22 protein-coding genes are annotated in these 24,578 nt (G+C 71.3%); 7 read left to right on the forward strand and 15 right to left on the reverse strand.

Features of this window, described 5'->3' with window-relative positions:
* Positions 1-34: 34 nt before the first annotated feature.
* The 3 genes from ACQP2O_RS05580 to ACQP2O_RS05590 all read right to left on the reverse strand — a co-directional run bounded on the left by ACQP2O_RS05580 (position 35) and on the right by ACQP2O_RS05590 (position 2,603).
* The gene (locus ACQP2O_RS05580; protein ID WP_433180505.1) at positions 35-1,381 is read right to left on the reverse strand and encodes a sensor histidine kinase; all 1,347 of its coding nucleotides are present in this window, start codon (positions 1,379-1,381) and stop codon (positions 35-37) included.
* On the reverse strand, positions 1,378-2,055 hold the full coding sequence (locus ACQP2O_RS05585) for a response regulator transcription factor (RefSeq protein ID WP_433180507.1): 678 nt from the start codon (positions 2,053-2,055) through the stop codon (positions 1,378-1,380). Before ACQP2O_RS05585 ends, ACQP2O_RS05580 begins: the two co-directional genes overlap by 4 nt.
* Before the next feature lie 65 nt (positions 2,056-2,120).
* Positions 2,121-2,603, reverse strand: a complete 483-nt coding sequence (locus ACQP2O_RS05590; protein WP_433180508.1) for a hypothetical protein — start codon at positions 2,601-2,603, stop codon at positions 2,121-2,123.
* Positions 2,604-2,767: 164 nt separating this feature from the next.
* Between ACQP2O_RS05590 and ACQP2O_RS05595 the strand changes: the two genes are divergently transcribed.
* Both ACQP2O_RS05595 and ACQP2O_RS05600 read left to right on the forward strand, forming a co-directional pair.
* A complete protein-coding gene (locus ACQP2O_RS05595) occupies positions 2,768-3,514 on the forward strand; it encodes an IclR family transcriptional regulator (RefSeq protein WP_433180510.1) in 747 nt (248 codons plus the stop codon).
* A 264-nt stretch (positions 3,515-3,778) separates the two neighbouring features.
* On the forward strand, positions 3,779-4,579 hold the full coding sequence (locus ACQP2O_RS05600) for a class I SAM-dependent methyltransferase (protein ID WP_360890202.1): 801 nt from the start codon (positions 3,779-3,781) through the stop codon (positions 4,577-4,579).
* Between the two features lie 80 nt (positions 4,580-4,659).
* Here the strand turns inward: ACQP2O_RS05600 and ACQP2O_RS05605 are convergent, their stop codons facing one another.
* From ACQP2O_RS05605 to ACQP2O_RS05615, 3 genes are all read right to left on the reverse strand, one after another.
* Positions 4,660-5,352: a type 1 glutamine amidotransferase domain-containing protein gene (locus tag ACQP2O_RS05605; protein WP_433180513.1), complete on the reverse strand. Its 693-nt coding sequence runs from the start codon at positions 5,350-5,352 to the stop codon at positions 4,660-4,662.
* Between the two features lie 112 nt (positions 5,353-5,464).
* Complete coding sequence (locus ACQP2O_RS05610) at positions 5,465-5,872, reverse strand: MerR family transcriptional regulator (RefSeq protein WP_433180515.1); 408 nt, start codon at positions 5,870-5,872, stop codon at positions 5,465-5,467.
* Entirely contained in the window at positions 5,869-6,222 is a 354-nt protein-coding gene (locus ACQP2O_RS05615; protein ID WP_433180517.1) for a hypothetical protein, read from the reverse strand. The genes ACQP2O_RS05610 and ACQP2O_RS05615 overlap by 4 nt, the downstream gene beginning before the upstream one ends.
* Positions 6,223-6,285: 63 nt before the next feature.
* On the opposite strand from ACQP2O_RS05615, the gene ACQP2O_RS05620 reads away from it, so the two are divergent.
* From ACQP2O_RS05620 to ACQP2O_RS05630, 3 genes are all read left to right on the forward strand, one after another.
* Positions 6,286-6,771, forward strand: a complete 486-nt coding sequence (locus ACQP2O_RS05620; RefSeq protein ID WP_433180518.1) for a MarR family transcriptional regulator — start codon at positions 6,286-6,288, stop codon at positions 6,769-6,771.
* Between the two features lie 123 nt (positions 6,772-6,894).
* Positions 6,895-8,535, forward strand: a complete 1,641-nt coding sequence (locus tag ACQP2O_RS05625) for a purple acid phosphatase family protein (protein ID WP_433180520.1) — start codon at positions 6,895-6,897, stop codon at positions 8,533-8,535.
* 103 nt (positions 8,536-8,638) lie between these two features.
* A complete protein-coding gene (locus ACQP2O_RS05630; RefSeq protein WP_433180521.1) occupies positions 8,639-9,841 on the forward strand; it encodes an SMI1/KNR4 family protein in 1,203 nt (400 codons plus the stop codon).
* Between the two features lie 69 nt (positions 9,842-9,910).
* On the opposite strand, the gene ACQP2O_RS05635 is transcribed toward ACQP2O_RS05630, so the two are convergent.
* The 4 genes from ACQP2O_RS05635 to ACQP2O_RS05650 form a co-directional block, all read right to left on the reverse strand.
* On the reverse strand, positions 9,911-12,799 hold the full coding sequence (locus ACQP2O_RS05635; RefSeq protein ID WP_433180523.1) for a helix-turn-helix transcriptional regulator: 2,889 nt from the start codon (positions 12,797-12,799) through the stop codon (positions 9,911-9,913).
* A 9-nt stretch (positions 12,800-12,808) separates the two neighbouring features.
* Positions 12,809-12,952 (reverse strand): hypothetical protein, encoded by a 144-nt coding sequence (locus ACQP2O_RS05640; protein ID WP_433180525.1) that lies wholly within the window; start codon positions 12,950-12,952, stop codon positions 12,809-12,811.
* A gap of 137 nt (positions 12,953-13,089) precedes the next feature.
* Positions 13,090-15,963, reverse strand: coding sequence for an ATP-binding protein (locus ACQP2O_RS05645; RefSeq protein ID WP_433180527.1), 2,874 nt, complete (start codon positions 15,961-15,963; stop codon positions 13,090-13,092).
* A gap of 39 nt (positions 15,964-16,002) precedes the next feature.
* The gene (locus ACQP2O_RS05650; RefSeq protein WP_433180529.1) at positions 16,003-17,049 is read right to left on the reverse strand and encodes a CaiB/BaiF CoA transferase family protein; all 1,047 of its coding nucleotides are present in this window, start codon (positions 17,047-17,049) and stop codon (positions 16,003-16,005) included.
* A gap of 188 nt (positions 17,050-17,237) precedes the next feature.
* Here ACQP2O_RS05650 and ACQP2O_RS05655 point away from each other — a divergent pair, with 188 nt between their 5' ends.
* On the forward strand, positions 17,238-18,281 hold the full coding sequence (locus tag ACQP2O_RS05655; RefSeq protein WP_433180531.1) for a hypothetical protein: 1,044 nt from the start codon (positions 17,238-17,240) through the stop codon (positions 18,279-18,281).
* Positions 18,282-18,389: 108 nt separating this feature from the next.
* Here ACQP2O_RS05655 and ACQP2O_RS05660 read toward each other — a convergent pair whose 3' ends face one another.
* Positions 18,390-18,686, reverse strand: a complete 297-nt coding sequence (locus tag ACQP2O_RS05660) for a hypothetical protein (RefSeq protein ID WP_433180533.1) — start codon at positions 18,684-18,686, stop codon at positions 18,390-18,392.
* A 9-nt stretch (positions 18,687-18,695) separates the two neighbouring features.
* The gene (locus ACQP2O_RS05665) at positions 18,696-19,058 is read right to left on the reverse strand and encodes a hypothetical protein (protein ID WP_433180535.1); all 363 of its coding nucleotides are present in this window, start codon (positions 19,056-19,058) and stop codon (positions 18,696-18,698) included.
* Positions 19,059-19,336: 278 nt separating this feature from the next.
* Between ACQP2O_RS05665 and ACQP2O_RS05670 the strand changes: the two genes are divergently transcribed.
* Entirely contained in the window at positions 19,337-19,582 is a 246-nt protein-coding gene (locus ACQP2O_RS05670) for a DUF2630 family protein (RefSeq protein ID WP_360890158.1), read from the forward strand.
* Here the strand turns inward: ACQP2O_RS05670 and ACQP2O_RS05675 are convergent.
* The 3 genes from ACQP2O_RS05675 to argS form a co-directional block, all read right to left on the reverse strand.
* A complete protein-coding gene (locus ACQP2O_RS05675; RefSeq protein WP_433180537.1) occupies positions 19,576-21,051 on the reverse strand; it encodes a glutamate--cysteine ligase in 1,476 nt (491 codons plus the stop codon). The two genes, ACQP2O_RS05670 and ACQP2O_RS05675, sit on opposite strands and share 7 nt — an antisense overlap.
* Positions 21,052-21,102: 51 nt before the next feature.
* Positions 21,103-22,638 carry a hypothetical protein gene (locus tag ACQP2O_RS05680; RefSeq protein WP_433180539.1) on the reverse strand — a complete coding sequence of 512 codons (1,536 nt, stop codon included), beginning with the start codon at positions 22,636-22,638 and terminating at the stop codon, positions 21,103-21,105.
* 139 nt (positions 22,639-22,777) lie between these two features.
* A complete protein-coding gene (gene argS, locus ACQP2O_RS05685) occupies positions 22,778-24,514 on the reverse strand; it encodes an arginine--tRNA ligase (protein ID WP_433180541.1) in 1,737 nt (578 codons plus the stop codon).
* Positions 24,515-24,578 lie beyond the last annotated feature (64 nt).

Raw genomic sequence — 24,578 nt, forward strand, 5'->3', positions numbered from 1 at the left:
AGGATTCACCTCCGTAGGAAGTTACTCCTTGGTTTTACCCGCCAGTAGCCCCGCTATTCGGGGCGACGCGTGGGAGTTCGACGCGGACGACCGTGCCCGCGCCCGGCATCGAACGCAGCGCGGCCTGCCCGCCGTGCGCCGCCGCGATCGCCGCGACGATCGCCAGCCCCAGGCCGCTGCCGCCGCTGCCCTGGGCGTGGTGGAACCGGTCGAAGGCCCGCGCGGCCTCCTCCGGGGTCATCCCCGGCCCTTCGTCGGCGACCTCGAGGACGACCGCGGAGTGCGTCCGCGCCAGCCGTACGGTCGCCGGGGTGCGGGGCGGGGTGTGCGCCCGCACGTTGGCCAGCAGGTTCGCCAGGATCTGCCGGATCCGCGCCTCGTCGGCCATGGTGACCAGCGAGTCCGGCACCTCCAGGCGTACCGGCCGGTCCGGCTCCACCGCCGTCGCGTCGGCCGCGGCCTCCCGTGCCAGCGACGCCAGGTCGACCGGCTCCGGGGACAGCGCCGAGCCCTTGTCCAGGCGTGCGAGCTCCAGCAGTTCGTCAACGAGACGGCCCATGCGCCCCGCCTCCCCGGAGATCCGCCGCATCGCCTCCTCGGCGCTCACCGCACCCTGCTCGTACAGGTCGGAGTAGCCCCGGATGGTCGTCAGCGGCGTGCGCAGCTCGTGCGAGGCCTCGGCGGCGAACTCCCGCACCTTCGCCTCCGAGCGCAGCCGCGCGAGGAACGCCTGCTCGATCCGGCCGAGCATGACGTTGATCGCGCCGGCCAGCCGGCCCACCTCCGACGGCGACTCCTCCATCCGGGCGCTCAGATTGCCGCCGCCCGCGATCCCGTGAGCCGTGGCCGCCATCCGGGACAACGGCGAGAGCCCCCGGCGGACCAGCCCGCGGCCGAGCAGCGCGACCAGACCGAGGACGACCAGCCCCGTGGCCGACTCGGCGACGACGAGGCCCGCCACGGTCGCGTGGACGTCGGTGAGCGGGTCCACGATGACGGTGGCGTTCCCGCGCGGCCCCGCGCGGGCGATCGCGCGCATCCCCCCGAACCGGAACGGCTTCCCCCGCCGCCCCTCGGCGAGCAGCCGGCTCTGGCCCAGCAGCCGGGCGCGCTCCAGCGCACGGTTCGGGTCGGGATAGCCGTTCCCCGCCGCCCAGACCCGGCCCGCCGGGGTCACGTGGAGCACGACGTAGCGGCCGGAGACGCCGTTGTCCACGGTCACGGCCAGCCTGGGGTTCCGCCGTACCGCCTCCAGCTGGTTGTTCACGCGGTGCAGCAGGTAGGTCCGCAGCGCGAGCGCGCTGGCCAGGCCCATGAGCGTCAGCCCCACCGCCGTGACGGCGAGCAGCCCGGCGACGAGCCGGGAGTTGAGCGATCTCATGCCGGGGGCCGCAGGGCGTAGCCGACGCCCCGCTGCGTATGGATCAGGTCGGGCCCGAGCTTGCGGCGCAGGTAGCTGATGTAGGTCTCCACGACCGGCGAGCCCGCCGAGTGGTCCCAGCCCCAGACGTTCTCCAGCAGCTGCGCCCGGGTCAGCACCCGGCCCGGATTTCGCATGAAGAACGTGAGCAGCCGGAACTCCGTCGGTGACAGCTCGATCTCGGCACCGGCCCGGCGTACCGTCCAGTGGGAGATGTCGACCTCGAGGTCGCCCACGCGGAGCACCTCGTCGGCGGAGCCGCGCGGCCGGGTGCGGCGCAGCACCGCGCGTACGCGGGCGACGAGCGCGTCCACCGCGAACGGCTTGGTCACGTAGTCGTCGCCGCCGAGCGTCAGCCCCGTCACCGTGTCCGAGGGCGTGTCGCGGGCCGTCAGGAAGATGATCGGCGTCTCGTCGCCGTCGCCGCGCAGGCGACGGCAGACCTCGAAGCCGTCCAGGTCGGGCAGCATGATGTCGAGCACGATGAGTCCCGGGCGGTCGTCGTGCACGCGACGCAGCGCCTCGGCTCCCGTGGCCGCCGTCACGACGGCGAACCCGTGGAAGCGCAGGGCGACCTCCACCAGATCCCGGATGTTCGGCTCGTCGTCGACGACGAGCACTCGTGGGTTGTCCATCGGCTCCATCATGACGCCGTTCCCCGGCCCCGGGGCGGCGGGGCTCCGGGGCCGGGGCGGGCCGGTCAGCTGTGGGAGGGAGCCGGCGACGCGGTCTCCTGGGCCGGCACCTTGTTCGGGACGACGACGCGTTTCGCCGTACGGGCGCCGCCGGCGTCCAGGCCCGCGACGAAGACGAAGTCTCCCGTGGCCAGCTGCGACACGGTGGACTTGGCCTTGTCCTTGCGGACCCGGGTCTTGTCGTCGGTCTTCCACTGCCAGGTCACGCCGTCGGCGCTGCGGACGCTGAGCGTCCCGCCGCTCGTCGCGGTCAGCCGCCCCCGCTGCCACTCGACCTGAGTGAACCCCTTCTTCGTACGGACGGTCGCCTGCCCGTGGATGCCACGGGCGCCGCGCACGCCGCGCAGCGGATGCCGCTTCGCGCCGGCGGCCGCCTTGGCGCCGGGGTGTCCGGACGCGCCCGCCGACGCGGGAACGGCCAGGTAGACGCCCGTACCCACGACCGCGATGGCGAACGCGGAGACACCGCCAATGATCTTCTTGTCCAACTTCGGCCTCCTCTCTGGTTGCCCTCATCCAGTGAAGGAGAAGGTCTTGAAGAACCCGGTGGAGGAATCTGGGAGAACCGTGGGAGATGGCCGGGAGCGGTCCAAGACGGGCAGATTGCACAAAGCGCTTGACCCTGCAACGCGCGGGGGGTTCGCTGTCCGTGATGAATGAGACACGGAGGCCAACCCTCATCGTCTCGGTGCAGCGCGCGCTGCATCTCCTGGAGGCGGTGGCGTCGCACCCCGGCGGCGCACCGGCGAAACAGCTCGCCCGTCAGGCCGGCCTGCCGCTGGCCACGACGTATCACCTGCTGCGCACACTCGTCCATGAGGGATACGTCGTACGGACGAGCGACGGGTCGTACCTCCTCGGCGACCGGGTCGACTCGCTCCAGGACGACCGGCGCACCCAGGACCGGCTCGTACGGATCCGGGACGCGTTGACCTCCCTCCGTGACGAGCTCGGTGTGGCGGCGTACCTCAGCCTCTACGAGGAGGGGGAGTTCCGCGTCATCGACATCGCGGACGGCCCGCGGACGCCCCGGGTCGACCTGTCGATCGGCCTGGCCCAGACGGCGCACGCCACCGCGATCGGCAAGTGCGTGCTGGCCCAGCTCGACACGCGGGCCCGGCGGGACCATCTCGCCCGGCATCCGCTGATCGACCTGACGCCCCACACGATCACCCATCGCGGCGAGCTCGAACGCCGGCTCGGCTCCCCGCTCGCCGTCGACCGAGAGGAGTACCTCCTCGGCACCGGGTGCGCCGCCGTCCCGGTGACCGACGCGTCCGGAAAGACGGTCGGGGCCCTCGCGGTCTCCTGCAGCCCGGCGAGACTGGCGAAGGTCGAGGCCCGCGCCCCGCGTCTCCAGGCCGCCGCCGCACAGATCGATCGAGCACTCACCATCTGAAAACAGCCATCTTGCGGTCGATCCGGATTATCGTGAACCTATGTGGCATGGGCGGCGGCCCCCCACAGATTCCCGCCCCGGGCCATGGTCCGACCTCGATGTGCTCATGGCCACGGCTGTCGTAGGGTTTGGCCTTCCGGCCACCACGGTCCCGGGGCGGGGCATTCCACCCACGCGCGTCGTTCACGGTGGCAGCATGAGCACCGGCTGTGGATAGACTTCTCACCCACCTGGGCCTGTCGTCGACTTTCAGCGAGTGATCGCATGCCAGCAGAGCAGAAGAATTCCATCGCACGCTCCCTCCTCGGCCTGCTCGGCAGCGGCAAGCCGGCGACCGAGACCTTCGAAGGTGATGATCAGCCCGCCGCCGGAGAGGGGCAGCTGGAGAACCACCTCGGCGGCGATGAGGCGAAGAACTACCGCCAGTACGAGTACGACACGGTGGCCCCGCACGTCGGCAAGTCACTGCTGGAGGTCGGCTCCGGCCTCGGCCACTTCTCCGAGCAGTTCGCGGGCCGCCTCGACTACCTCGTCGTGAGTGACAACGACCCCTACTGTGTCGAGCAGCTGAACAAGCGCTACCAGGGCAACGACGACGTCGAGGTGCTCGACCTCGCGCTGCCCGCCGAGATCAAGATCAAGCGCAAGGTCGACACCGTCGTCATGATGAACGTCCTGGAGCACATCAAGGACGACGTGCAGGCGCTGAAAGACCTGGCCGCGGTGGTCGAGCCCGGCGGCCGCATCGTCATCTGGGTGCCCGGCTACATGCAGCTGTACGGCGACTTCGACCGCAAGGTCGGCCACGTGACCCGCTACACGCCGAAGACCCTGGCCGCGACGGTCACGGGCGCCGGGCTCGGCATCGACATGCTCAAGCCGATCAACTTCCTCGGCGGCATCGCCTGGTGGGCCGCGGTCCGCCGGGGCGGCGCCGGCTACCCCGACCCGAAGCTCGTCAAGATCTACGACCGTACGGTCGTGCCGACCACCCGCCTCATCGAGCGGTTCGTCCGCCCGCCGTTCGGCCAGACCGTCTTCTGCGTCGCCCGCGTCCCGGAGTGACCCGACACCGTACGGCGGAGACCTGATCCCGTCCTGCGCCGTCCCCGCTCCTCAGGGCTCTGAGGAGCGGGGACGGCGCGCTAATCGAGGACTTTGAGCACTTCCTGTGCCAGCGGCCCGGCGGACGCGGGGTTCTGGCCGGTGTACAGGTTGCGGTCCACGACCGTGTACGGCTTCCAGATCTCGCCGCGGGTGAAGTCGACGCCCAGCTTGACCAATTCGTCCTCGAGCAGCCACCTGGCTTTGGAAGCCAGTCCGACGCCCTCCTCTTCGTCGTTGGTGAAGCCGGTGACCTGGTAGCCGGCGAAAGGTGAGACTCCCTTCCGCCGAGTGGCCAGCATCGCGACCGGGGCATGGCAGACGATGGCCAGGGGCTTGCCTGAGGCGAGGGCCGCGGTCAGCAGCCGACCCGAGTCGGCGTCTTCCCACAGGTCTTCCATGGGGCCGTGGCCCCCGGGGTAGTAGACCGCGTCGAAGTCTTCCAGGCGGACGTCCGCCAGCTCGATCGGCCGCCGCAGCTCTTCGGCTGATCGCAGGATCTCCTCTTCCTCCAGAGCGATCTGCTCACTGCCGGCCATCGAGGGCCGCAGGCTCATGACGTCCACGTGCGGCACCACACCACCGGGGGTGGCGACCACGATCTCGTGGCCTGCCTCGGTGAGCGCGCTGTACGGGGCGGTGAACTCCTCCGCCCAGTAACCGGTCGGATGCCGGGTGCCGTCCTTGAGCGTCCAGTAACTCGCTCCGGTCACCACGAACAGAATCTTGGCCATATGCGAACCCCCCGTCGCCGCATGAGCGGTATGGCCGCGAATGTGACGTCTGTCACCCTATACGCCATTCATGACCCCTAAGACTCCGGGGCCACGTACGGCGCATCGGCGATCACGGCAGTGGCAGCGGGCAGCACGGTTCGCCGGCGCAGGTGATCAGGTCGTCGCACCCGGCGGCGAGCGCCGTCCGTAGGGTGTCGGCGATGACGGTGAGGTCGGCGATCCTGGCCTCCACCTCGGCGAGCTTGACGCGTGCCCGTTCGGACAGCCCGGCGGCGTGGCGGCGGTGGCCACGGGCCTGGAGCAGTTCGGCGACCTCCTCCAGGGTGAATCCCAGTCGCTGCGCCGCCTTGATCACATGCAGCAGCGTGACCGCCTGCGGCGGGTACAGCCGGTGCCCGCCGGTCGTGCGCCGCGGCTCGGGCAGCAGCCCACGCCGCTCGTAGTACCGCAACGTCTGCGGGTTGACTCCGGCGGCCGCCGCGAGCTGCCCGCTGCGCATCCCCATCGCGTCGGTCATGCCTCGTCCCCGGCTCGTGCACGGGCGGCCAGCGCCCGCAGCACCCCGGCATGCTCGTCGCCGACGGTGATGTCCAGGGCGAGATCGCCGCCGGTGGCGGTCAGCGTGAAGGTGAAGAACGAGCAGCACGCGGTCTCCCGTACCGCGAGCTCGGCGGTGCGGGCGGCGACCGACTTCTCGGGGCGCAAGCGCATCCGGATCCGGGTCGGCTCGACCTCCTCCAGCCCGGTCACCGCCTCGGCGAACAGCTCATCGAACTCGGCCACCCGCAGCGGCCGCTCGGCCGTCGGCAGCGTGCAGGCCTGCGGCACCCAGTCCGCATCGGTCCGCGTCTCCTGGTTCGGCTTCATGCGACGACGGTAAGCCTGTACCCAGGTACCGGATGCAAGCTCGCCGTCGAGGACACTGGCGTCATGGATGAGCGAGCGGAGCTCGTGCGCAGACTGGACTCCGCGGTGCAGGTTCTGCGACATGGCCGTTTCGGGCTGTACGGCCCGGTGATCCGGGACCGGTTCCTGGGCGGCCTGCCCGATGACGTGTCGCCGACCGGGTACCGCGTGCTGCGGTTCATCGAGGTCAGTTCTCCGCCGCCGCCCAGTGTGTCCGATGTCGCCGCCATGCTCCTGGTCGACCGCGCACGCGCCGTGCGCGTCGTCGACCGGCTGGCGGCGGACGGCCTGGTGGCCCGGGTCCGCGACGACCTGGATCGGCGGATCCGCCGGGTCGCGCTGACCGAGGACGGACACCGCCATCTACGGTTGGCCGGCGCGCGGCGAGCGGAGCTCCTCGGTGAAGCCCTGTCGGACTGGTCGGGAGGGGACCTGGAGCACCTGGCGGCCTACCTCGAGCAGCTGAACGACTCCGTCGTACGCCATCTGCCCTGGCCCGAGGAGACGTGAGCCGACCGCCGAAAATGGTTGTCCGGGTTAACCGCCAGGTCGTCGCGTCAGTGGCGGTCAGTGGCGCAGTGTTCGCCGTCCGCCGGTACCGGGCGGACCGTGCCGATCTGAAGAGTTGTCCCCATGACGACGACATCGACGGGCGGCGGGCACGCCGCGGACAACGGCGAGCAGAGCACGGCTAGGGGTCTCCCGGGCGGGGTGAGCCGACGTGGCCTCCTGGGAGCGGCGGGTACCGGCGCGGCGGCGGGTCTCGTCGCCGTCACGGGCGTCCGGCCGGCGGCCGCCTCACCGATGCTGTGGAGCCGGCCTGCGGGGTCGGGCATGCCGCCTGTCAGCGGCCTGCACCTGCAGTTCGGCGAGGACGCCGCCAGAGAGGTCGTCGTGTCCTGGCAGACCTCGGTGCCCGTACGGCGGCCGAAGGTTCTGCTCGGCACACCGGCCGACGGCTTCGGCCGCGAGGTGGCGGCCGAGACGTCGTTCTACAAGGACGGCCAGTCCGGGCAGACCATCTACTCGCACCACGCGAGCCTGAGCCGGCTGCGTCCCGACACCGACTACGTGTACGCCGCGGTTCACGACGGGGCGACCCCGGAGCCCGGGTCGTTCCGGACCGGTCCGCGCGGCAGGGCGCCGTTCACCTTCACCAGCTTCGGCGACCAGGGCACCCCCACCGTCGGGAAACTGAACGGCCCGAAGCCACCGAAGATCACCGAGAAGCAGATCTATCTCAACGACAACCTCGGCTCGCCGTACGCGGGCGACGTGACCACCGCCGTCGAACGCGTCGCGCCGCTCTTCCACCTCATGAACGGTGACCTCTGCTACGCGAACCTGGCCGCGGACCGCCTCCGTACCTGGTCGGACTGGTTCGACATGACGACCCGGTCCGCGCGGTTCCGGCCCTGGATGCCCGCCGCCGGCAATCACGAGAACGAACTCGGCAACGGACCGATCGGCTTCGCCGCCTACCAGACCTACTTCGCGCTACCCGGCAACGGCGGCGACGCCGAGACCAGGGGCCTGTGGTACGCGTTCACCGTCGGGTCCGTCCGTGTGGTGAGCCTGGCCAACGACGACATCGTGTACCAGGACGCCGGCAACTCCTACGTCCGCGGCTACTCCGGTGGCGCCCAGCGGCGCTGGCTGGAGGCCGAACTCGCGCGCACCCGCGCGAACAAGAACATCGACTGGATCGTCGTCGTGATGCACCAGGTCGCCATCTCCACCGCCGACCATCCCGGCAACGGCGCCGACCTCGGCATCCGCCAGGAATGGCTACCGCTGTTCGACAAGTACGGCGTCGACGTCGTCGTCTGCGGTCACGAACATCACTACGAGCGGTCCCACCCGATCCGCGGCCACGATTCCAACGACACCATGACGCCCGACCCGGCGCAGACCCGCACCGACGTCGTCGACACCGGCAAGGGAACCGTCCACATGATCATCGGTGGCGGCGGCACCTCGATCCCGTCGACGGACGTGCTCTTCGACAAACCCCAGTGCAACGTGATCACCGGTGTCGGCCCGGCCGGCGCCAACGGCAAGAAGACCCCGATCTACGTGACGGAACCGGCACCGTGGTCGGCGGTCCGCGACCGCGTGAACCCGTACGGCTTCGTCGCCTTCTCCGTCGACCCGGGCACCCGGCCCGGCGGCCGCACGACGATGGCCGTGACCTACTACGCCGTCACTGGCCTGTACGGCCAGACCACCCCGGTCGACACCTTCACCCTCCAACGAACCCGCCAAGACGGCTGACGGGCCCCGAGAACTCTCGGTGGGCAGGGTGCTAGGTTGCGGCGGCGTGGCGACATCCTCCCGGCAGAAGCCGCCGTTCCTTTATGTGATCGATGATGATTTCGTGCCGCCCGATCGGGGTGACGAGCAGGAAGGGCCTGAGTCTGCGGTTCCCGCTGGTGATCCGGACGAGGCGGTGCGGCTCTTCCACCACTACCGGCGGCTGATGGCGCAGATCCTCGGGTACGAGGAGGAACTCCCCGAGCCCGCGAGCGAGGAGGACCTCTCCGCGGTGGAGGAGGAACTCGGCGTCGCACTGCCTCCGGATCTCCGCGCGCTGTATGGCATCGCCGACGGTGACGGTGGCCTCGTCAACCCGCTGTTCGACCGGCAGGAGTGGCTCCCCCTTGCCGAGATCGGCGACCTGGATGACGAGTGGCTCGAAATCGCGCAGGAATGGCAGCGCGAACCCTGGCGCCGGACGGTGTTCGATACCCAGCCCCCGAACACCGTCCGGAGGTCGCCGCTGCGTCCGGGCTGGATCCGGTTCGCGTTCGACACCGGCGGCAACTGGCTCGCCGTGGACATGGATCCCGGGCCGAACGGTCGTCCCGGGCAGGTCATCGCGGTCGGAGTCGACTACACGGAGGGTCCGACCTACGTCACCGATTCGGTGACCACGTTCCTGCGCCGTCTGGTGGAAGCGCTGGAACGCGGTGACCACCGCCGTCACGACAAGAGCCTGTGGATCGACGCGGACCTGCCGGATCTGCCCGGCGAACACACCGGGTACAGCGACGGCCGGCCCTCCCTCACGCGGGCCGGGCAGGCCGGTCCGCGTGTGCAGGAGGTCCGGGTGTCCGCCGTGGAGGATTGCGCGTTCCTCGCCGCGGTGCCCGACGTGTGTTCGCTGGTGCTGTCGAGCAAGGGTTCGCCCGACCTGACCCCGCTCGGTGACCGTCCGGTGGAGTATCTGGAACTCGATGTGGAGTCGGCTGACCTGACGGCGCCGGCCCGAAACCGGGAGTTGCGTTCGCTGTCGGTCACCTGCGCGCGGCCCGTCGAGTTGGCGCCGCTCCGTGCGGTGCCCAACCTGTGGGCGCTGGACATCGCGGCGGCATCCGTCGCCGACATCGCCACGGTGACCGAGCTGAACGGATTGCGGTACCTGGAGGTGACCCAGGAGCAATGGCGGGAACTGTCGGAACTGGGCGGCCTGCCGCCGCTGGCCGTCGTCGGCGTCCACCCCCACCGACCCGAACGCGACCGGCCGGTCCCAACGAGCTGGGTCACCACCGACGGCAAGCCACCATCGTCAACAGCCTGAACCAGTGCCTGGGCGAGGGGACTCGCACGCAGCGGCCGATCCACCGGTGCGGTCGACGAGCGCCGCCGCTCAAGGGTTGAGGCGGAGGCGGTGGGCGGTGGCGGCGGCCTCGGTGCGGCTTGAGACGTTCAGTTTTGTGAGGATGTTGGAGACGTGGACGCTGGCGGTCTTGGCGGAGATGAACAGCTTCGCGGCGATCTCCCGGTTGCTGAGGCCCTCGGCCAGCAGGCGCAGCACCTCCTGCTCGCGAGGCGTCAGCCCGAGCGGTGTCTGACCGCCGGGCCCGCGGTCCAGGCGGAGCCGGGCGCGCCGGGCGACCTGGTCGATGTCCGCGCGTAGCGGTCGTGCCTTGAGCCGGTCGGCGATGTCGGCGGCGTTGCAGAGCAGCCGGGTCGCGGCGTCGCGGTCTCCGTCGGCGATGGCGGCCTCGGCGGTCCGGAGCAGCGCGTGGGCCTGGGGGTACGGGGAGCCGAGTTCGCCCCACGCGGTTGCCGCCGCCTCCCACGCCGTACGGTCCGCGGTGCCGTCGGCCAGGGCGGACTCCGCGTCGAACGTCGTGCGCCAGGCCGCCATCACCGGGCCGTACGCCGGCTTCGCCGCGGCGATCGCCCGGAGCCGGTCGGCGAGCGCCCGGTCACCTTCCATGACGCAGGCCCGCATGCCCGCGACCAGGATCGGCCAGATGTACCGGGCCTCCCGGCCCATGTCGTGGTCTGTGACGGCGCGTACGGTCGCCGCGACGGCGCCGGGGCCGTCGCCCTCGGCGAGACGCAACTCGATGCTCAGCCGCGCGAGGGGGAGGAGCTGTTGCGGATAGGGGTCGTCCGCGGCGGAGAGCGCGGTGAGCCTCTCCACCATGGCCGCCGCGTCGCCGTCACCACGGGCGATGGCGATCGCGGCGCGGCAGAGGAGCAGCTGAGAGAGCCGCCCCAGGCTGGGGGACACCTTCTCGGCGACCTCGATGGTCTCCAGCGCCTCGTCCCAGCGGCCGAGCGCGACTTGCGCGTCGGATGTGTTGTGGGCCGCGATGATCCCCTTCGTACGGGCCTGGCCGAGCGATTCGGCCAGCGTCAGCGTCCGCCGTCCTGCGGCGATGGCCGCCTCGTACTCTCCCTTGATGAAGAGGACGTCGAGGGTGTTGACGTGCGAGCGGAGCCGGGCGTCGTCGTCGTGCGCGTGAGCCGCCCGCGCGGCGGCCTGCTCCAGCGCGGCCAGCGCCTCGGCGAAGCGGCCGTGGATCGCCTCCGCGATCGCGAGGTTGTTGAGCGCTTCGGCCGCGGCACAGTCGTCACCGACGCGGTCGGCGAGCGTGAGGGACTCCTCGATGACCGGCCGTGCCTCGTCCTCATCGCCCAACAGGACCAGGATGCGGCTCAGAGGTTCCAGCACCGCCGCCCGCTCCGGGGAGTCCTCCGGCAGCAGGCGCTGGGCTCGTCGCAGGTCGTCGAGGGCGCCCGCCTGCCCTCGGTCGAACTTCAGCCGTGCCCGTCGCCGGAGGATCAACGCGACCTGCTCGGGGTCGTGCTCCTCATCGACCTCGGCGAGGGCGGCGCGGACGAACGCGAGGCCGCGGTCGGGTTCGCCGGAGGCGCCGGCCGCCTGGGCGGCGCGCCGGAGCACGCCGACATGGTCCACGCCGATCCGGGTCGCCGCGTCCGGCACCCGCTCCCACAGCTCGAGTACCCGCTCGAGCATCTGCAGCTGCTCCGCGTACGCGAACGCGGCCTCCGACACGCGGGCGGCCTGCCAGGCGGCCTGCAGGGCGCGCTCGTGATCGTGTGCGCCGTGCCAGTGCATGGCCACCTCGACGGCGAAGCGCCCGCCGGCGCTCAGCGAGGGGTCGGCCTCCAGCGCCTCGGCGAACCGCTGGTGAAAGCGCGAGTGCTCGCCGGGAAGCAGCTCGTCGTGGATCGCCTCCCAGATGAGCGCGTGCCGGAAGGCGTACGCCTGGTCGTCGATGACCAGGATGTTCCCGTCCACGGCGGGTCGTAGCAGGGACGACATCGCCGCGTCGTCGAGCCCGGAGACGGCGGCGAGCAGCGCGTGCCCGAACCGTACGCCGGCGACGGCGGCCAGGTGCAGCAGGTCCTGTGTCTCCTCGGACAGCAGACGCACGCCCGCGAGGACGAGGTCGCGGAGCGACTCCGGCATCCCGCAGTCGGGACAGTCGGCGGTCGCCTCGACGAGCAGCGGGATGCCGGAGCTGCGCTCGTACACCGCGTCGACGACTCTCGAGTCGGGTTCGCCGCCGAGGATGCCGGCGAGCTGGCCGGCGGTCTCCGCGCGCGTCAACCGGGGGAGGTCGATCCGGACCACGCCCTCGACGCGCTCCAGCTCCGCGATCACGGGACGCATGGGATGGGACCGGTGCAGTTCGTCGGAGCGGAAGGTGATGATCAGTAGGACGGCGGCGTGCCGCAGGCTGCGCAGCAGGAAGATCAGCAGGTCGCGGGTGGACCGGTCGGCCCAGTGGGCGTCCTCGATGATCAGCGCCAGCGGGCGGCGTTCGGCGAGCCGTTCCAAGAGGACGAGCATCTGCTCGAACAGCCGTACCCGGGCGCTGTCCGGATCGGGGTCGGCCGCCGGTTCGCCGAACTCGGGAAGCAGCCGGGCCAGGTCGCGTGCGCCATCGTGTGGCATCAGCGCGGCGATCTCCGCCGCGCCTACCTCGCGGACGAGCTGGCGGAGCGCGGCGGTGAACGGGGCGTACGGGAAGCCGACGGTGCTGAGCTGCAGGCAGGCGCCGGTGAGGATCAGTGCCTCACCGGCGATCCGGTCGGCGAACTCCCCGACCAGCCGGGTCTTGCCGCCGCCCGCCTCGCCGCCGATCAGTACGGCGCCGGGCGTCCCGGCCGTCGCCCGTCGCAGGGCGTCGGCCAGGACGGAGAGCTCTGGCTGTCGGCCCACGAACGCGGGGCTCACCTCACGTGCGCGCACGCCGTCCAGAATGCCACGCATGTCGGGATCTCAGGCCGAAGTGCCGCGCGGCCGCGGTGTCCGAAGGGACAGGCGCCGCCCGCGGGGGAGGTGAAGGAGCCGACGTTCCCGCGCCGTCTCCCGCAACTCCCGCGTACGCTCGGTGATCAGCGCGTACGAGATGTCGGGGTGCATGGTGTCCTCCTGTGTGAGTGGCTGACACCATTAAGACTCGGTCTAAGACGGGATCCGGCACATCGGGTGAATGTCCTATCCGAGGCTTACCGGCCCGCCTACCAGGCGCTTCCCGAGACTAAGCCCTGTATGGGGACTTAGACGAGGCCGAGTCGGTGGGCGGCGGCCGCGGCCTCGCCACGGCTGCCGACCTGCAGCTTCGCCAGGATGTTGGACACGTGGACGCTGGCCGTCTTCGCGGAGATGAACAGCCGGCCGGCGATCTCCCGGTTGCTGCGCCCCTCCGCGACGAGCCGGAGCACCTCCAGCTCGCGCGGGGTCAGTCCGAGTGTGGACGTGCCGGTCCGCCCGCCGAGGGCGATCCTGGACCGCCGGGCGTGCGCCTCGATCCGCTCGAGGAGCGGCCGGGCGCCGAGGCCCTCGGCGATCTCGGCGGCCTGCCGCAGCCGCGCGGTCGTGTCCTCCCGGGCCCCGGCGTCGTGCGGGTCGTTCGCCTCGGCGGTCCGCAGCAGCGCGTACGCCAGGGGATAGGGCTGCTTGAGGGCTTCGAACGCGTCCGCGGCGGCCGCCCACGTCTCCCGGTCGAGCACGCCTTCGGCGCGGGCCGCCTCGGCCTCGAAGAGCAGCGCGTACGCCTGCTGGACCCGGCCGCCCCCGGAGGTCTTCTCGGCGGCCGCCCGGATCCGGGTCAGCAGTCCGGCGGCGCGCTCGCCGCCCGCCTCCACGCACGCCCGAGCGGCGGAGCACAGCAACGGCAGGCCGTAGCGTGCGTTGACCGACGGCTGCAGCTCCAGCACCTGCTCGACGGCGTCGAGCGCTCCGGACAGGTCGCCCTCGGCGACCCGCAGGTCGATCCGCAGTCCCTCGGAGGGGAACAGCTCCTGCGTGCGGGAGAAGGTCGGGGCGAGCACCGCGTCCAGGGTGCTCACGGCGCGGGCGGCGGCGTCGAGGTCGCCGCGCGCCACCGCGATCACGCCGATGATGTACTGCAGCGAAACTCGGGTCAGGGGCGGTGGGGACAACTCCAGTGCGTGCTCGGTGACTTCGAGGGCCTCGTCCCAGCGGCCCAGCGACACCAGCGGCTCGGCCAGGTTGATGCTCAGGAACGCCCCGGAGGTGCGCGCCACGCCGCTCTTGCCGGCGAGTGCGACGCCGCGCCGCGCGACCTCGATGGCCCGCTCGTGCTCACCGAGGCCCTCGAGCACGTGGGACTCGTTCGTGGCGATGCGCAGCATCGCCGAGTCGTCCGAACCGCCCCGCAGGTACACCGCCTCGGCCTTGGCCAGCTCGGCGAGATGGCGTTCGCCGTCGTCCTCGGAGAAGTCACAGCCGGCGATCGTCGTCAGCGCGTGCGCCTCGACCGTCGCGTCGCCGACCGCGCGGGCCGTGGTGAGGGCGTCGACGGCGAGCGCCCGCCCCTCCTCCAGTCCGGTCGGCAGCAGATACAGCTGCTGGGCGAGGGTCGACAGCACGCGAGCCCGCGCCACGCTGGGCGGGTCGGCGGGCACCAGCCGCGCCGCCTCCCGCAGGTCGTCGAGCGCCTTCGGATGGCCGAGGCGGATCCTGAGCCGGCCGCGGTACTCCAGGACGCCGGCGGCCCGGATCGGATCGTCGACCTCCTTCAGCGCCGCCTTGGCGAAGGCGACGCCGCGTTCGGTCTCGCCCGCCAGGTCGGAGGCGTCGATCGCCATCTCCAGGACCCCGATGTGATCGACCCCGAGCCGCTCCGCCGCGTCCGGCACCTTGTCCCACAGCTCGAGGACGCGGTCGAGCATGCGCAGGCACTCGGTGTACGCGGTCGCCTCCTTGGCGACCTGCGCGGCCTTCCAGGCGCTGACCAGCGCCCAGGTGGCGTCGTGCGCGGAGTACCAGTGGTGGGCGAGCTCGGCCGCCGCGCGGCCCATCGGGACCAGCGACGGATTCTTCTCCAGCGCCTCGGCGAACCGCGTGTGGGTGCGGGTGTGCTCGCCGGGCAGCAGGTCGCCGTGGACGGCCTCGCGCATCAGCGCGTGCCGGAAACCGTACGCCTCGCCGTCCACGACCAGGACGTTCGCGGCCACGGCGGGCCGCAGCACCCGGGACAGCGCGCCGTCGTCCAGGCCCGTCACCGAGGCGAGCAGCGCGTGCTCGACGCGGTCGCCGCCCGCGCTGGTGACGCGCAGGATGTCCTGGGTCTCCTCCGGCAGCTTCCGTACGCTGCCGAGGATGAGGTCGCGCAGCGACTCGGGCAGTTCGCCGTTGATCCGGTCGTTGCAGTCCAGCAGGGCCTCGACGAACAGCGGGTTGCCCTCGCTCCGCTCGTACACGGCGTCGAGGGTCCGCTGGTCGAGGTCGCGGCCGAGGATGTCGCGGGCCTGCTCGGCGACGGCACGGCGGGGCAGGCGGTCCAGGTCGAGCCGCCGGACCCAGTCGGCGCGGTTCAGCTCGGCGAGCAGCGGGCGGAGCGGATGATCGCGGTGCAGTTCGTCGGACCGGTAGGTAACGATCACCAGCAGCCCGGACGGGATGTTGCGGATCAGGTAGCTGAGCAGGTCGCGGGTGGATCGTTCCGCCCAGTGCACGTCCTCGATGACCAGGACGGCCGGCTCGTCCGCGGTCAGCCGTTCGAAGAGCAGCAGGATGTGGTCGAACAGGCGGATGCGCGCCTCCGCCGTACCGGTCTCGGTGTCCGGCTCGCCGAACTCCGGCAGCAGCCGGGCCAGCCCGGCCGGTGTCCCGCCGGGCAGCAGCGCGGCGATGCCCTCCACGCCGATCTCCCGGACCATCCGGCGCAGCACGGCGCTGAACGGAGCGAACGGCAGGCCCTCGGCGCTGATCTGGAGGCAGCCGCCGACGAACGTCCGTACGCCGGGGTGCGCGTCCAGGAACTCCCGGATGAGCCGGCTCTTGCCGACGCCCGCCTCGCCGCCGACGAGCAGGGCGGTCGGCACTTCACGCAGGGCTCTGTCGAGGAAGGCGAGCTCATCGGCCCGCCCGGCCAGAACGGCGCTGACCCCCTGCTGATTCTGCACGCACCAAGGATGCCATCCAGCCGGGACAAAACGGACTGTTTATTCGTCCGGCGAACGCTCGTACGGGCGGTCGGGCGCGTGCCGGCCCGGATCCGTACCCGACCAGCCGTCGGCGTCGTCGAGGTCCGGTGCCCGGCCGGGCGGCAGCGGCGGATCGTGCAGCGTCCGTACGGGACTGCCGTCGAGGACGCCGCGCTGCTGAAAGTGGTCGACGGTCCGCATCTCGGCGGGCGACAGGACGGGCGCGACCGGCGCGCCGGCGGCCGTCAGCCGGGTGACCGCGGTGTCCCGGGGCAGCGCGGCGATCCGCTCGGCGACGTCCCGGTCGAGCTCCTCCGCCCGGGCCAGTCGCTCGGGGAAGCTCAGGCCGGCGTGGTGGTCGAGCCCAAGGGCCTGGCAGGTGGCCGCCCACAGCCGGTCCTCCGACACGACTCCGAGGCCGATCCTCCCGCCGTCCCGTGCCGGGTAGGCGCCGTATCCCGGCACGGGCCTGCCGGACTTGGAGGTGCCGGGCACCGGGAGGGTGCCCATCCAGTTCGCCAGAACGTCGGCCATGCCGAGATCGATGCGCTCGCCCCGGCCCTTGTGACACGCGGCCAGGATCGCGAAGGCGGCCATCGTCGCCGCGGCCATGTCCGCGACGGGAAACTCGTGCCCGCCGTCGTTCGGCGGGGCGGTGCCCGCGTACGCGCGGTAGTTGACGTCATGCCCCGGCAGCGAGGCGAGCGGGCCGCTCGCGCCGTACCCGGAGATCGAGCAGTAGACGATGCGCGGGTTCACCGCGCGAACCGCCTCGTAGCCCACGCCGAGCCGGTCGGCGACGCCGGGCCGATAGCCCTCGACGAAGACGTCCGCCTCCGCGGCCAGCTCCAGGCACCGCGCGGCGTCGGCCTTGAGATCGATCATGACGCTGCGCTTGTGCCGGTTGAGCAGGTCGAAGTGGCCGCGGAACGCCCGCATCGGCTCGCCGCCCGGCGGTTCGACCTTCAGCACCTCCGCGCCGAGCTGGGCCAGCAGCTGCGTGGCGTACGGCCCGGGCCGCCACATCGTCAGATCCAGCACCCGAAGCCCGTCCAGCAGTCCCATGATCTAGTTATACCAAGCACTTGCTTGGCACTCTGTGCGCAAACCCGGTTAGTGACCTGCCGAAAATGGCGAAATCTCCTGTTCGCGTGGTTTGTGTGCTTGGTTATCTGGGCCACGCCGAATGCCGCGTGGCCCTATGGCTCATTCGCGGAGCCTGATCTGACTCTCCCCCCGCATCGGAAGGTGTAATGCGACGCTCTCTTGCCGTGGTCGGTACGACCACGGCACTCACGGCCGCCTTCGCCTCGTCGGCGACCGCCGCGACCGGCTGGCGGATCGCGGGCACCCACGCGAACGCCACACTCCGCGCCGTCGCGGCCATCAACGCCAAGGACGTCTGGGCCGTCGGCTCCGACGAATCCGGGAACAAGAACCGCGCGCTCGTCCGCCACTGGAACGGCAAGAAGTGGAAGACGCTGGCGGTCCCCTCCGCGGTCAAGGGGATCTACCTCGACCACGTGGCCGCCTCGTCGAGCACGAACGTCTGGGTCACCGGTACGGACGCCCACGAGAAGGCCTACGCACTGCACTGGGACGGTAAGAAGTGGCACACCGCCCCCGGCCATCGGACCTTCGAGCCGGGGGGTGACGCGATCGCGGCACTCGGCAAGAAGGACGTCTGGCTGCTGGGCATGGGCTCGTACGGCTTCGGGGCGGGCCATGCGCTGCACTTCGACGGCAAGCGCTGGAAGTCCGTCTCCGTGCCCGGATGGGTGACGGGCGTCAGCGCGGTTTCGAGCCGCGACGTCTGGGCGATCGGCTACGTTTCAGCGAAGACGCAGACCGAACCGGCCGTGATGCACTGGAACGGCAAGAAGTGGAAGACGGTGCTGACCCGCACCGATGACGCCGGCTTCAGCAGCCTCCGACCTCTCGGTGCCAAGGACGTCTGGGTGTCCGGATCGGTGTCGGAGCGTGGCGTGACCCTGCACTGGAACGGCAAGAAGTGGACGACCGCGACGCCCGTAGCCGGGGTCGGGCGCATCGGCGCTCTCGTCTCGGACGGCTCGAAGGGTCTGTGGGCGGTCGCGGACGACACCCGGCTCCTGCGCTACCACGCCGGCCGCTGGAGCCCGGTCGCGCTGCCGCAGCGCGCCGGGTACACGACGCGGCTCGGCGCGCTCGCTCAGGTGAAGGGGTCGACCTCCGTGTGGGGCGTCGGTACCCTTAGCGTCCCCGCCAGTGGCGATTACGCCGACAAGGCCGACGTGATCGTTAAGTACGGTCGCTGATCGGTGGGAGGCGTCTGCCGGTATGGCGGACGCCTCCCGACTTTCCGTGGCTGTCCACATTTGGGGAAACAAAGGCCGTCCGGTGTCCAGGCGGTGTGTAGATCGTCGTCAATTGTGGAATGCATCCCTCCGAAACTGATCAACACGGGGGGATGGATCAGTGCCCACGAAGACCACGACGCGGTCGACCGCCCGCCGTTCCACGGCGAGCTCGAGCCGCACAGCGAAGACCGGCGCGAAGAAGACCACCGCCGCCAAGAAGCCGTCCGCCAAGAGCGCGATGGCGAAGAAGACCACGTCCAAGAGTTCGATCACTCCGGCCGCCGCCGCGACGAAGGTGTCGTCCGCGGCCACCAAGGTCTCGTCGGCGGCGTCGAAGATGACGGCGGCGGCGGGCAAGGCCACCAGCTCGGCTCAGGCGATGAACACCGCCCTGAAGGCGATGAACACCGCCACCAAGGCCATGATGACCGCCGCCGAGTCGCTCACCACGGCCGCGAAGTCGATGTCGGCGATGAAGATGCCGGCCGCGGCGCAGCCTCGGACCACGGCCAGGAGGGCGACGACCGCCACCAAGACCACCGCGGCGAAGAAACCGGCGGCCAAGAGCACGGCGGCGAAGAAGGCCACCGCGAAGAAGACGACGACCGCGAAGGCCAGGACGGCGAAGGCGAAACCGAAGAGCACCGCGAAGGCCGCCGCCAAGGCACCGGCACCGCCACCGGAGACCGCTGCCGTCGGCGGACCGGCGTCCGAGCGGGCGGGCGGGTTCCTCAACGGGCTCGTCGGGAACCGCAATCCGCTGTGACGGCTGGGGCGTGCTCTGGGCACCGCGCAGCCGGACGTAGATCCACCGGACGCGCCCTAAGCCGGAGCCCTCGCCGAGGCGGTGATGGCTCCGGCGCGTGCCCGTCCGGACGCCGCCCCGCCCGACGTGAGGGACCCATGGACAATCGACGATCATCGCTGCCGGGCGGGACCGAGCCCGGCGTGCCCAGGCCGAATGCCGCTCGCGACGCGGAACTGACAAACTGTCGTCGAGAGGTGATCCAGGGATGCAGGACAACGAGATTCTCGGTCATATCAACGAGCTTGTGGACGAGGAGCACACGCTCCGCGAACGGCTGCAGAAGGGGGACCTGACCGCGACGGAGGAGCACCAGCGGCTGCGCTCACTCGAAGTGCAGCTCGACCAGTGCTGGGACCTCCTGCGCCAGCGTCGGGCGCGGCGCGACGCCGGGGAGGACCCCGAGGCCGCCGAGTCCAGGCCGGAGGGCGAGGTCGAGGGCTACCTTCAGTAGGCTCCCACAGGCCAGGTGTGCACCGGGGCGTTGGTGTGCATGCGGTCGATGTAGCGGCACGTCATGAGCCGCAGCGCCTCCTCGCGGTCGGCGTCGGCCGCGCGGACGGTCTCCGTCTGCCACGTCGCGCCGTTCCGGCCGGTCTTGCATCGCCGTTCGACGATGCCGAGAAGCCGGTCGCGGACGATCGTGTCGACGCCCCACCGGTCGAGGCCGGTGACGGCCTGCGGGAGCAGGTGCCGCAGGACGAGTTCGGTGACCGGCACCTCGCCGACCCCGGGCCAGAAGACTCGGGCGGCGAGGCCGTGCCGCGCGCCCCGGCGGGCGTTGTCGGCCGCTGCGGCGAACGGCATCCGCTCCCAGACCGGATGCTCCTCCTCCGCCAGGGCCCGTACGAGGCCGTAGTAGAAGGCCGCGTTGGCCATGGTGTCGGCGACGGTCGGGCCGGCGGGCAGGATGCGGTTCTCCACGCGCAGGTGCGGGCGGCCGTCGACGGCGGCGTACACCGGGCGGTTCCAGCGGTAGATCGTGCCGTTGTGCAGTGAGAGCTCGGCCAGCTCGGGGATCTCGCCGCGGGCCAGCGCCGCCTGCGGATCCTCGTCCTCGCATATCGGCAGCAGCGCGGAGAAGTAGCGCGCGTTCTCCTCGAACAGGTCGAAGGCCGAGTCGATCCAGCGTTCGCCGAACCAGACGCGGGGCCGTACGCCCTGGACCTTGAGCTCCTCGGACCGCGTGTCGGTCGCCTGCTCGAACAGCGGGAGGCGGGTCTCCCGCCACAGCTCCCGGCCGAACAGGAACGGTGAGTTCGCGCCGAGCGCCACCTGGACCCCGGCGATGGCCTGGGCGGCGTTCCAGGACGCCGCGAAGTCGTCCGGTCCGACCTGCAGGTGGAACTGGACGCTCGTGCAGGCCGCCTCGGGCACGATGCAGTCGGCGGACGCGCTGAGCTGCTCGACCCCGTCGATCTCCAGGTGGAGGCTTTCGCCGCGGGCCGCGAGGACCTGCTCGTTGAGGAGCCTGTACCGCGGGTTCGCCGACAGGGCTGCCTCGCCGACGTCGGACTCCCGCAGCGTCGGGAGGATGCCGATCATCGCCAGCCGGGCGCCCACCTCGCGCGCCCGCCCGTCGGCGTGGTTGAGATTGTCGCGGATGCTCTGCTCGAGCATCGCGAGCGACTTGCCGGCCAGCGAGGTGGGCGGCATGTTGATCTCGATGTTGAACTGCGCGAGCTCGGTCGCCCAGGCGCCGGGATCGGCGATGGACTCGAGCACGGCCGCGTTGCGCATCGCGGGCCGGCCGGTTTCGTCGACGAGATTGAGCTCGACCTCCATGCCGATGGAGGCCCGGTCGTCCTCGAACCGCGAGTCGCGCAGCATCGTCGACAGGGCTTCCAGACAGCGTCGGACCTTCTCCCGGTAACGCCGCCGGTCCTCCTTGGTGATGGCGATCGCCGCCACGTCCCTGCCCATGCAAAGCCTCCGGGGGTGTTCGTCCCACCTTCCTCGGAGGAAGGCATACCCCTAGTCCACGATGGTAAGAACCGCGTCCCGGTCTTTCGCGGCGGACGTGGCGAGAGTCTCATACCGGGAGCGATGTTCCCGGATCGCCTCGGTGATCTGTCCGGCCTCGCGGATGATCCGGGCCTTCTCCCGGACCGCGGCCTGGGCGGCCACCCGGCGGGCGTGCCGCTGCACCAGCCAGAGGACCGCCCCGCCGACGGTCACCACCCCGGGCAGGACCGGGAGGGCGCCGAGCCCGAGGGGGATCGTGACGGCCAGGAGAACGACGCCGGCACCGGCCAGGATCAGACCGGCCCGCTCGGCGAGGGGGTTGGTGGCGTACTGGGCGTCGACCCCGGCCTCCATCTCCGCCGTCGAGTCCGGCCCGTCGGGGCCGATCGACAGGTAATAGCCGCCGACCCGGACCCGAAGGCGCTCCGGGGCCTGACGGGACGCCTTCTCCGCCAGATCCTCGGCTGCCGCGGCGATCCAGCGGCGCCCGGCCCGCAGGGCGAGCAGGCGCCGGGCCGGCGTGCTCTTCTCGAACATGTCGCCGCGCAGCAGCTCGAGGGTCTCCCCTCCCGGGGCGTCCCACGCCTTCGGCGTTGTCGCCGCGCCGTTCTCGATGATCTGCCGCAGCTCGCGGGCCCGGGCGAGCAGGGGCGCCTCGTCGGGGCTGCCCTCGTCGACGAGCCCGGTCAGCAGCGCGCCGAGCTCCTCCGGGACGGCGTCCGCCGTCTCGGCGGGGGGCTCGGCCGCGGGAAGGGCCTCTTCGAGGCGGGTCCGCAGGCGGGCGAGGCGGGCGGCGTACGCGGGCGGCTCGGTCAGCGCCGCCTCGGACTGCAGGACCCGCGGCAGCCAGGAGGTCTCCGCCCGGCCGCTCCCCTCGGAGGCGATCTTCTCGCGCCAGCGCGCACCCTCCGCGTCGGCCGCCTTGGCCGGGAGACCGTCGACGAACTCGGCCAGCCGCTGCTCGATGTGGGACCGTCCCGTCTCGCCGAAGACGCCCTCGGCACAGGCCGTCCACAGCAGCCGCCGCACCCGGGTGACCGTCGTTTCGAGGGCCGGCAGGGCCCGTGCCAGCCAGGGCGTGACCAGCGAGTTTCGGCCCGCCACCGCGAGGGCCAGCGTCAGGAACAGCGCCGTCCGCTCCTCGTCGCGGCGGGTCGCCTCGGCGGCGTGCGACTCGGCGGCCACCTCGTCGCCGCGGAGCAGGGCGTGCAGTGCCTCGGCGGCCGGTCCGAGCCAGTAGCCGGGGCAGTCCGCCAGGTCCAGGCCGGACGGGTCGGTGATCTCCCGCAGCAGCCGCCGGGTGTCGGCGCGGATGGCGGACTCCCGGTCGAAAGTCGCGAGCTCCATACGAAGGTCCGACAGCTCGACGAAGGCGTCGAACGACCGGGCGAGCCGGTCGATCCGCCGCTCGAGCGTGCCCTGGACCTGCGACAGCTTCGACTGCAGCGTCCGCGACCTGTGGTCCGCGTACTGGTAGGCGGCGTTGACCTCTTCTTGCAGGCCGCGGATCTGACGGTCCTGCCGATAGTCGGCCCAGTCGCTCACGCCGCCTCCTTGATCAGACCCCCGGCACTGTATCCGCCGGATATGCGACGTACGGGGGCCTCTGCGCGTTCCGCAGAAAACGCGCGGGAGCGGGCGCGTTCGGCACCCGCTCCCGCGCTGAAAGCGTGATCGAACAGGGCTACATGCGCTCCGGCGTGGCCACGCCGAGCAGCTCCAGGCCCTTGACCAGCGTGCGCAGGGTCAGCGCGCACAGGGCCAGCCGGGACGCCTTCGTGGCCTCGTCGGGGGCCTTCAGCACCGGGCAGTTCTCGTAGAACGTGGTGTAGGCCGAGGCCAGCTCGAAGAGGTAGGCGCAGAGCCGGTGCGGCTCGGCGGTCTCGCCGGTCTGGTGGACGGCGGCGCCGAAGCCCAGCAGGTGCAGGGCGAGCGCCCGCTCGGCCTCATGGCCGAGCGCGATCGGCCCGGTCGCCTCCTCGGGGGCCACGCCGCCCTTGCGGAAGATCGACCGGATCCGCGCCGTGGCGTACTGGAGGTACGGGCCGGTGTTGCCCCGGAAGGAGATCATCCGATCGAAGTCGAAGACGTACTCGCTGCCGCGCGCCGTCGACAGGTCGGCGTACTTCACCGCGCCCATGCCGACCGCCTCGACGACCTGCCGCCGGGTCTCCTCGTCGAACGGCTCGTCGTGCGGGACCTCGTCGAACGCAACGCCCGCCCGCTCGACGGCCTCGTCCAGCAGCTCGGTCAGCTTGACCGACTTGCCGCTCCGAGTCCGGAAGATCTTCCCGTCCGGGCCCAGCACGCTGCCGATCTGGGCGTGCTCGGCGCTCACCTCGTCCGGCAGCCAGCCCGCCATCCGGGCCACCGCGAACACCATCTGGAAGTGCAGCGCCTGCTGGCTGCCGACCACGTAGATCATCCGGTCGACGTTGATCTTGTCGACGCGGTACCGGATCGTGGCCAGGTCGGAGGTGGAGTAGTTGTAGCCGCCGTCGCTCTTGCGAATGATCACCGGCAGCGGGTCGCCGTCCCGGCCGGTGAACCCGGGCGGGAACACGCACAGCGCACCGTCGCTGATCACTCCCAGGCCCTTGGCCTTCAGCTCCTCGGCGATGTCACCGAGCATGTCGTCGTAGAAGCTCTCGCCCCGGATGTCGTCGTCGGTCAGCGTGACGCCGAGCCGACCGTAGACCTTGTGGAGGTAGATCTTCGACAGCTCGACCAGCCGCTCCCAGTGCCGGATGGTGTCCGGATCGTGGGCCTGGAGCTTCACGACCCGCTCCCGCGACCGCTGGGCGAACTCCGGCTCGGAGCCGAACCGCTCCCGGGCCGCCTGGTAGAAGGCGTTCGGGTCCGTCTCGAGGAGCTTGGCCTCCGCTGAGCCCTCACCGACGTCGAGCAGGAGCTCGATCAGCATGCCGTACGGCGTGCCCCAGTCACCGACGTGGTTGTCCCGGATCACCTGGTGCCCGGCGAACTCCAGCACCCGCGCGATCGCGTCGCCGACGATCGTGGTCCGCAGGTGGCCGACGTGCATCTCCTTGGCGATGTTCGGAGAGGAGTACTCCACGATCGTCGTCTGCGGCGCGCCGGTCTTCTCGACGGCCAGCCGCTCGTCGCCGTACATCGCCTGGGCCTGCCCGGCGATCCAGCCGGCGCCGAGCGTGAGGTTGATGAACCCCGGCCCGCTGATCTCGACCTTCTCGCAGACGTCGGACACGTCGAGGTGCGCCACGATCTCGGTCGCGATGTCGCGCGGCTTTCGGCCCAGCTTCTTGGCGAGCGGGAGCGCGACGTTCGCCTGGAAGTCGGCGAACTGCGACGGGCGGATCACCGGGTCGGCGTCGGGCTCTCCGAACGCCGCTCCGAGAGCGGCCTGGACGCGGGCGGCGAGAACGTGCTGCGGGTCGGACATCAAGATCCTCGGTGAGTACGGCTTCGGCAGCTCAGGCTGCACGGTCCACTCAGCCTATCGGCGA

The sequence above is a fragment of the Actinoallomurus sp. CA-150999 genome (assembly GCF_050942425.1).
Classification (GTDB): domain Bacteria; phylum Actinomycetota; class Actinomycetes; order Streptosporangiales; family Streptosporangiaceae; genus Actinoallomurus.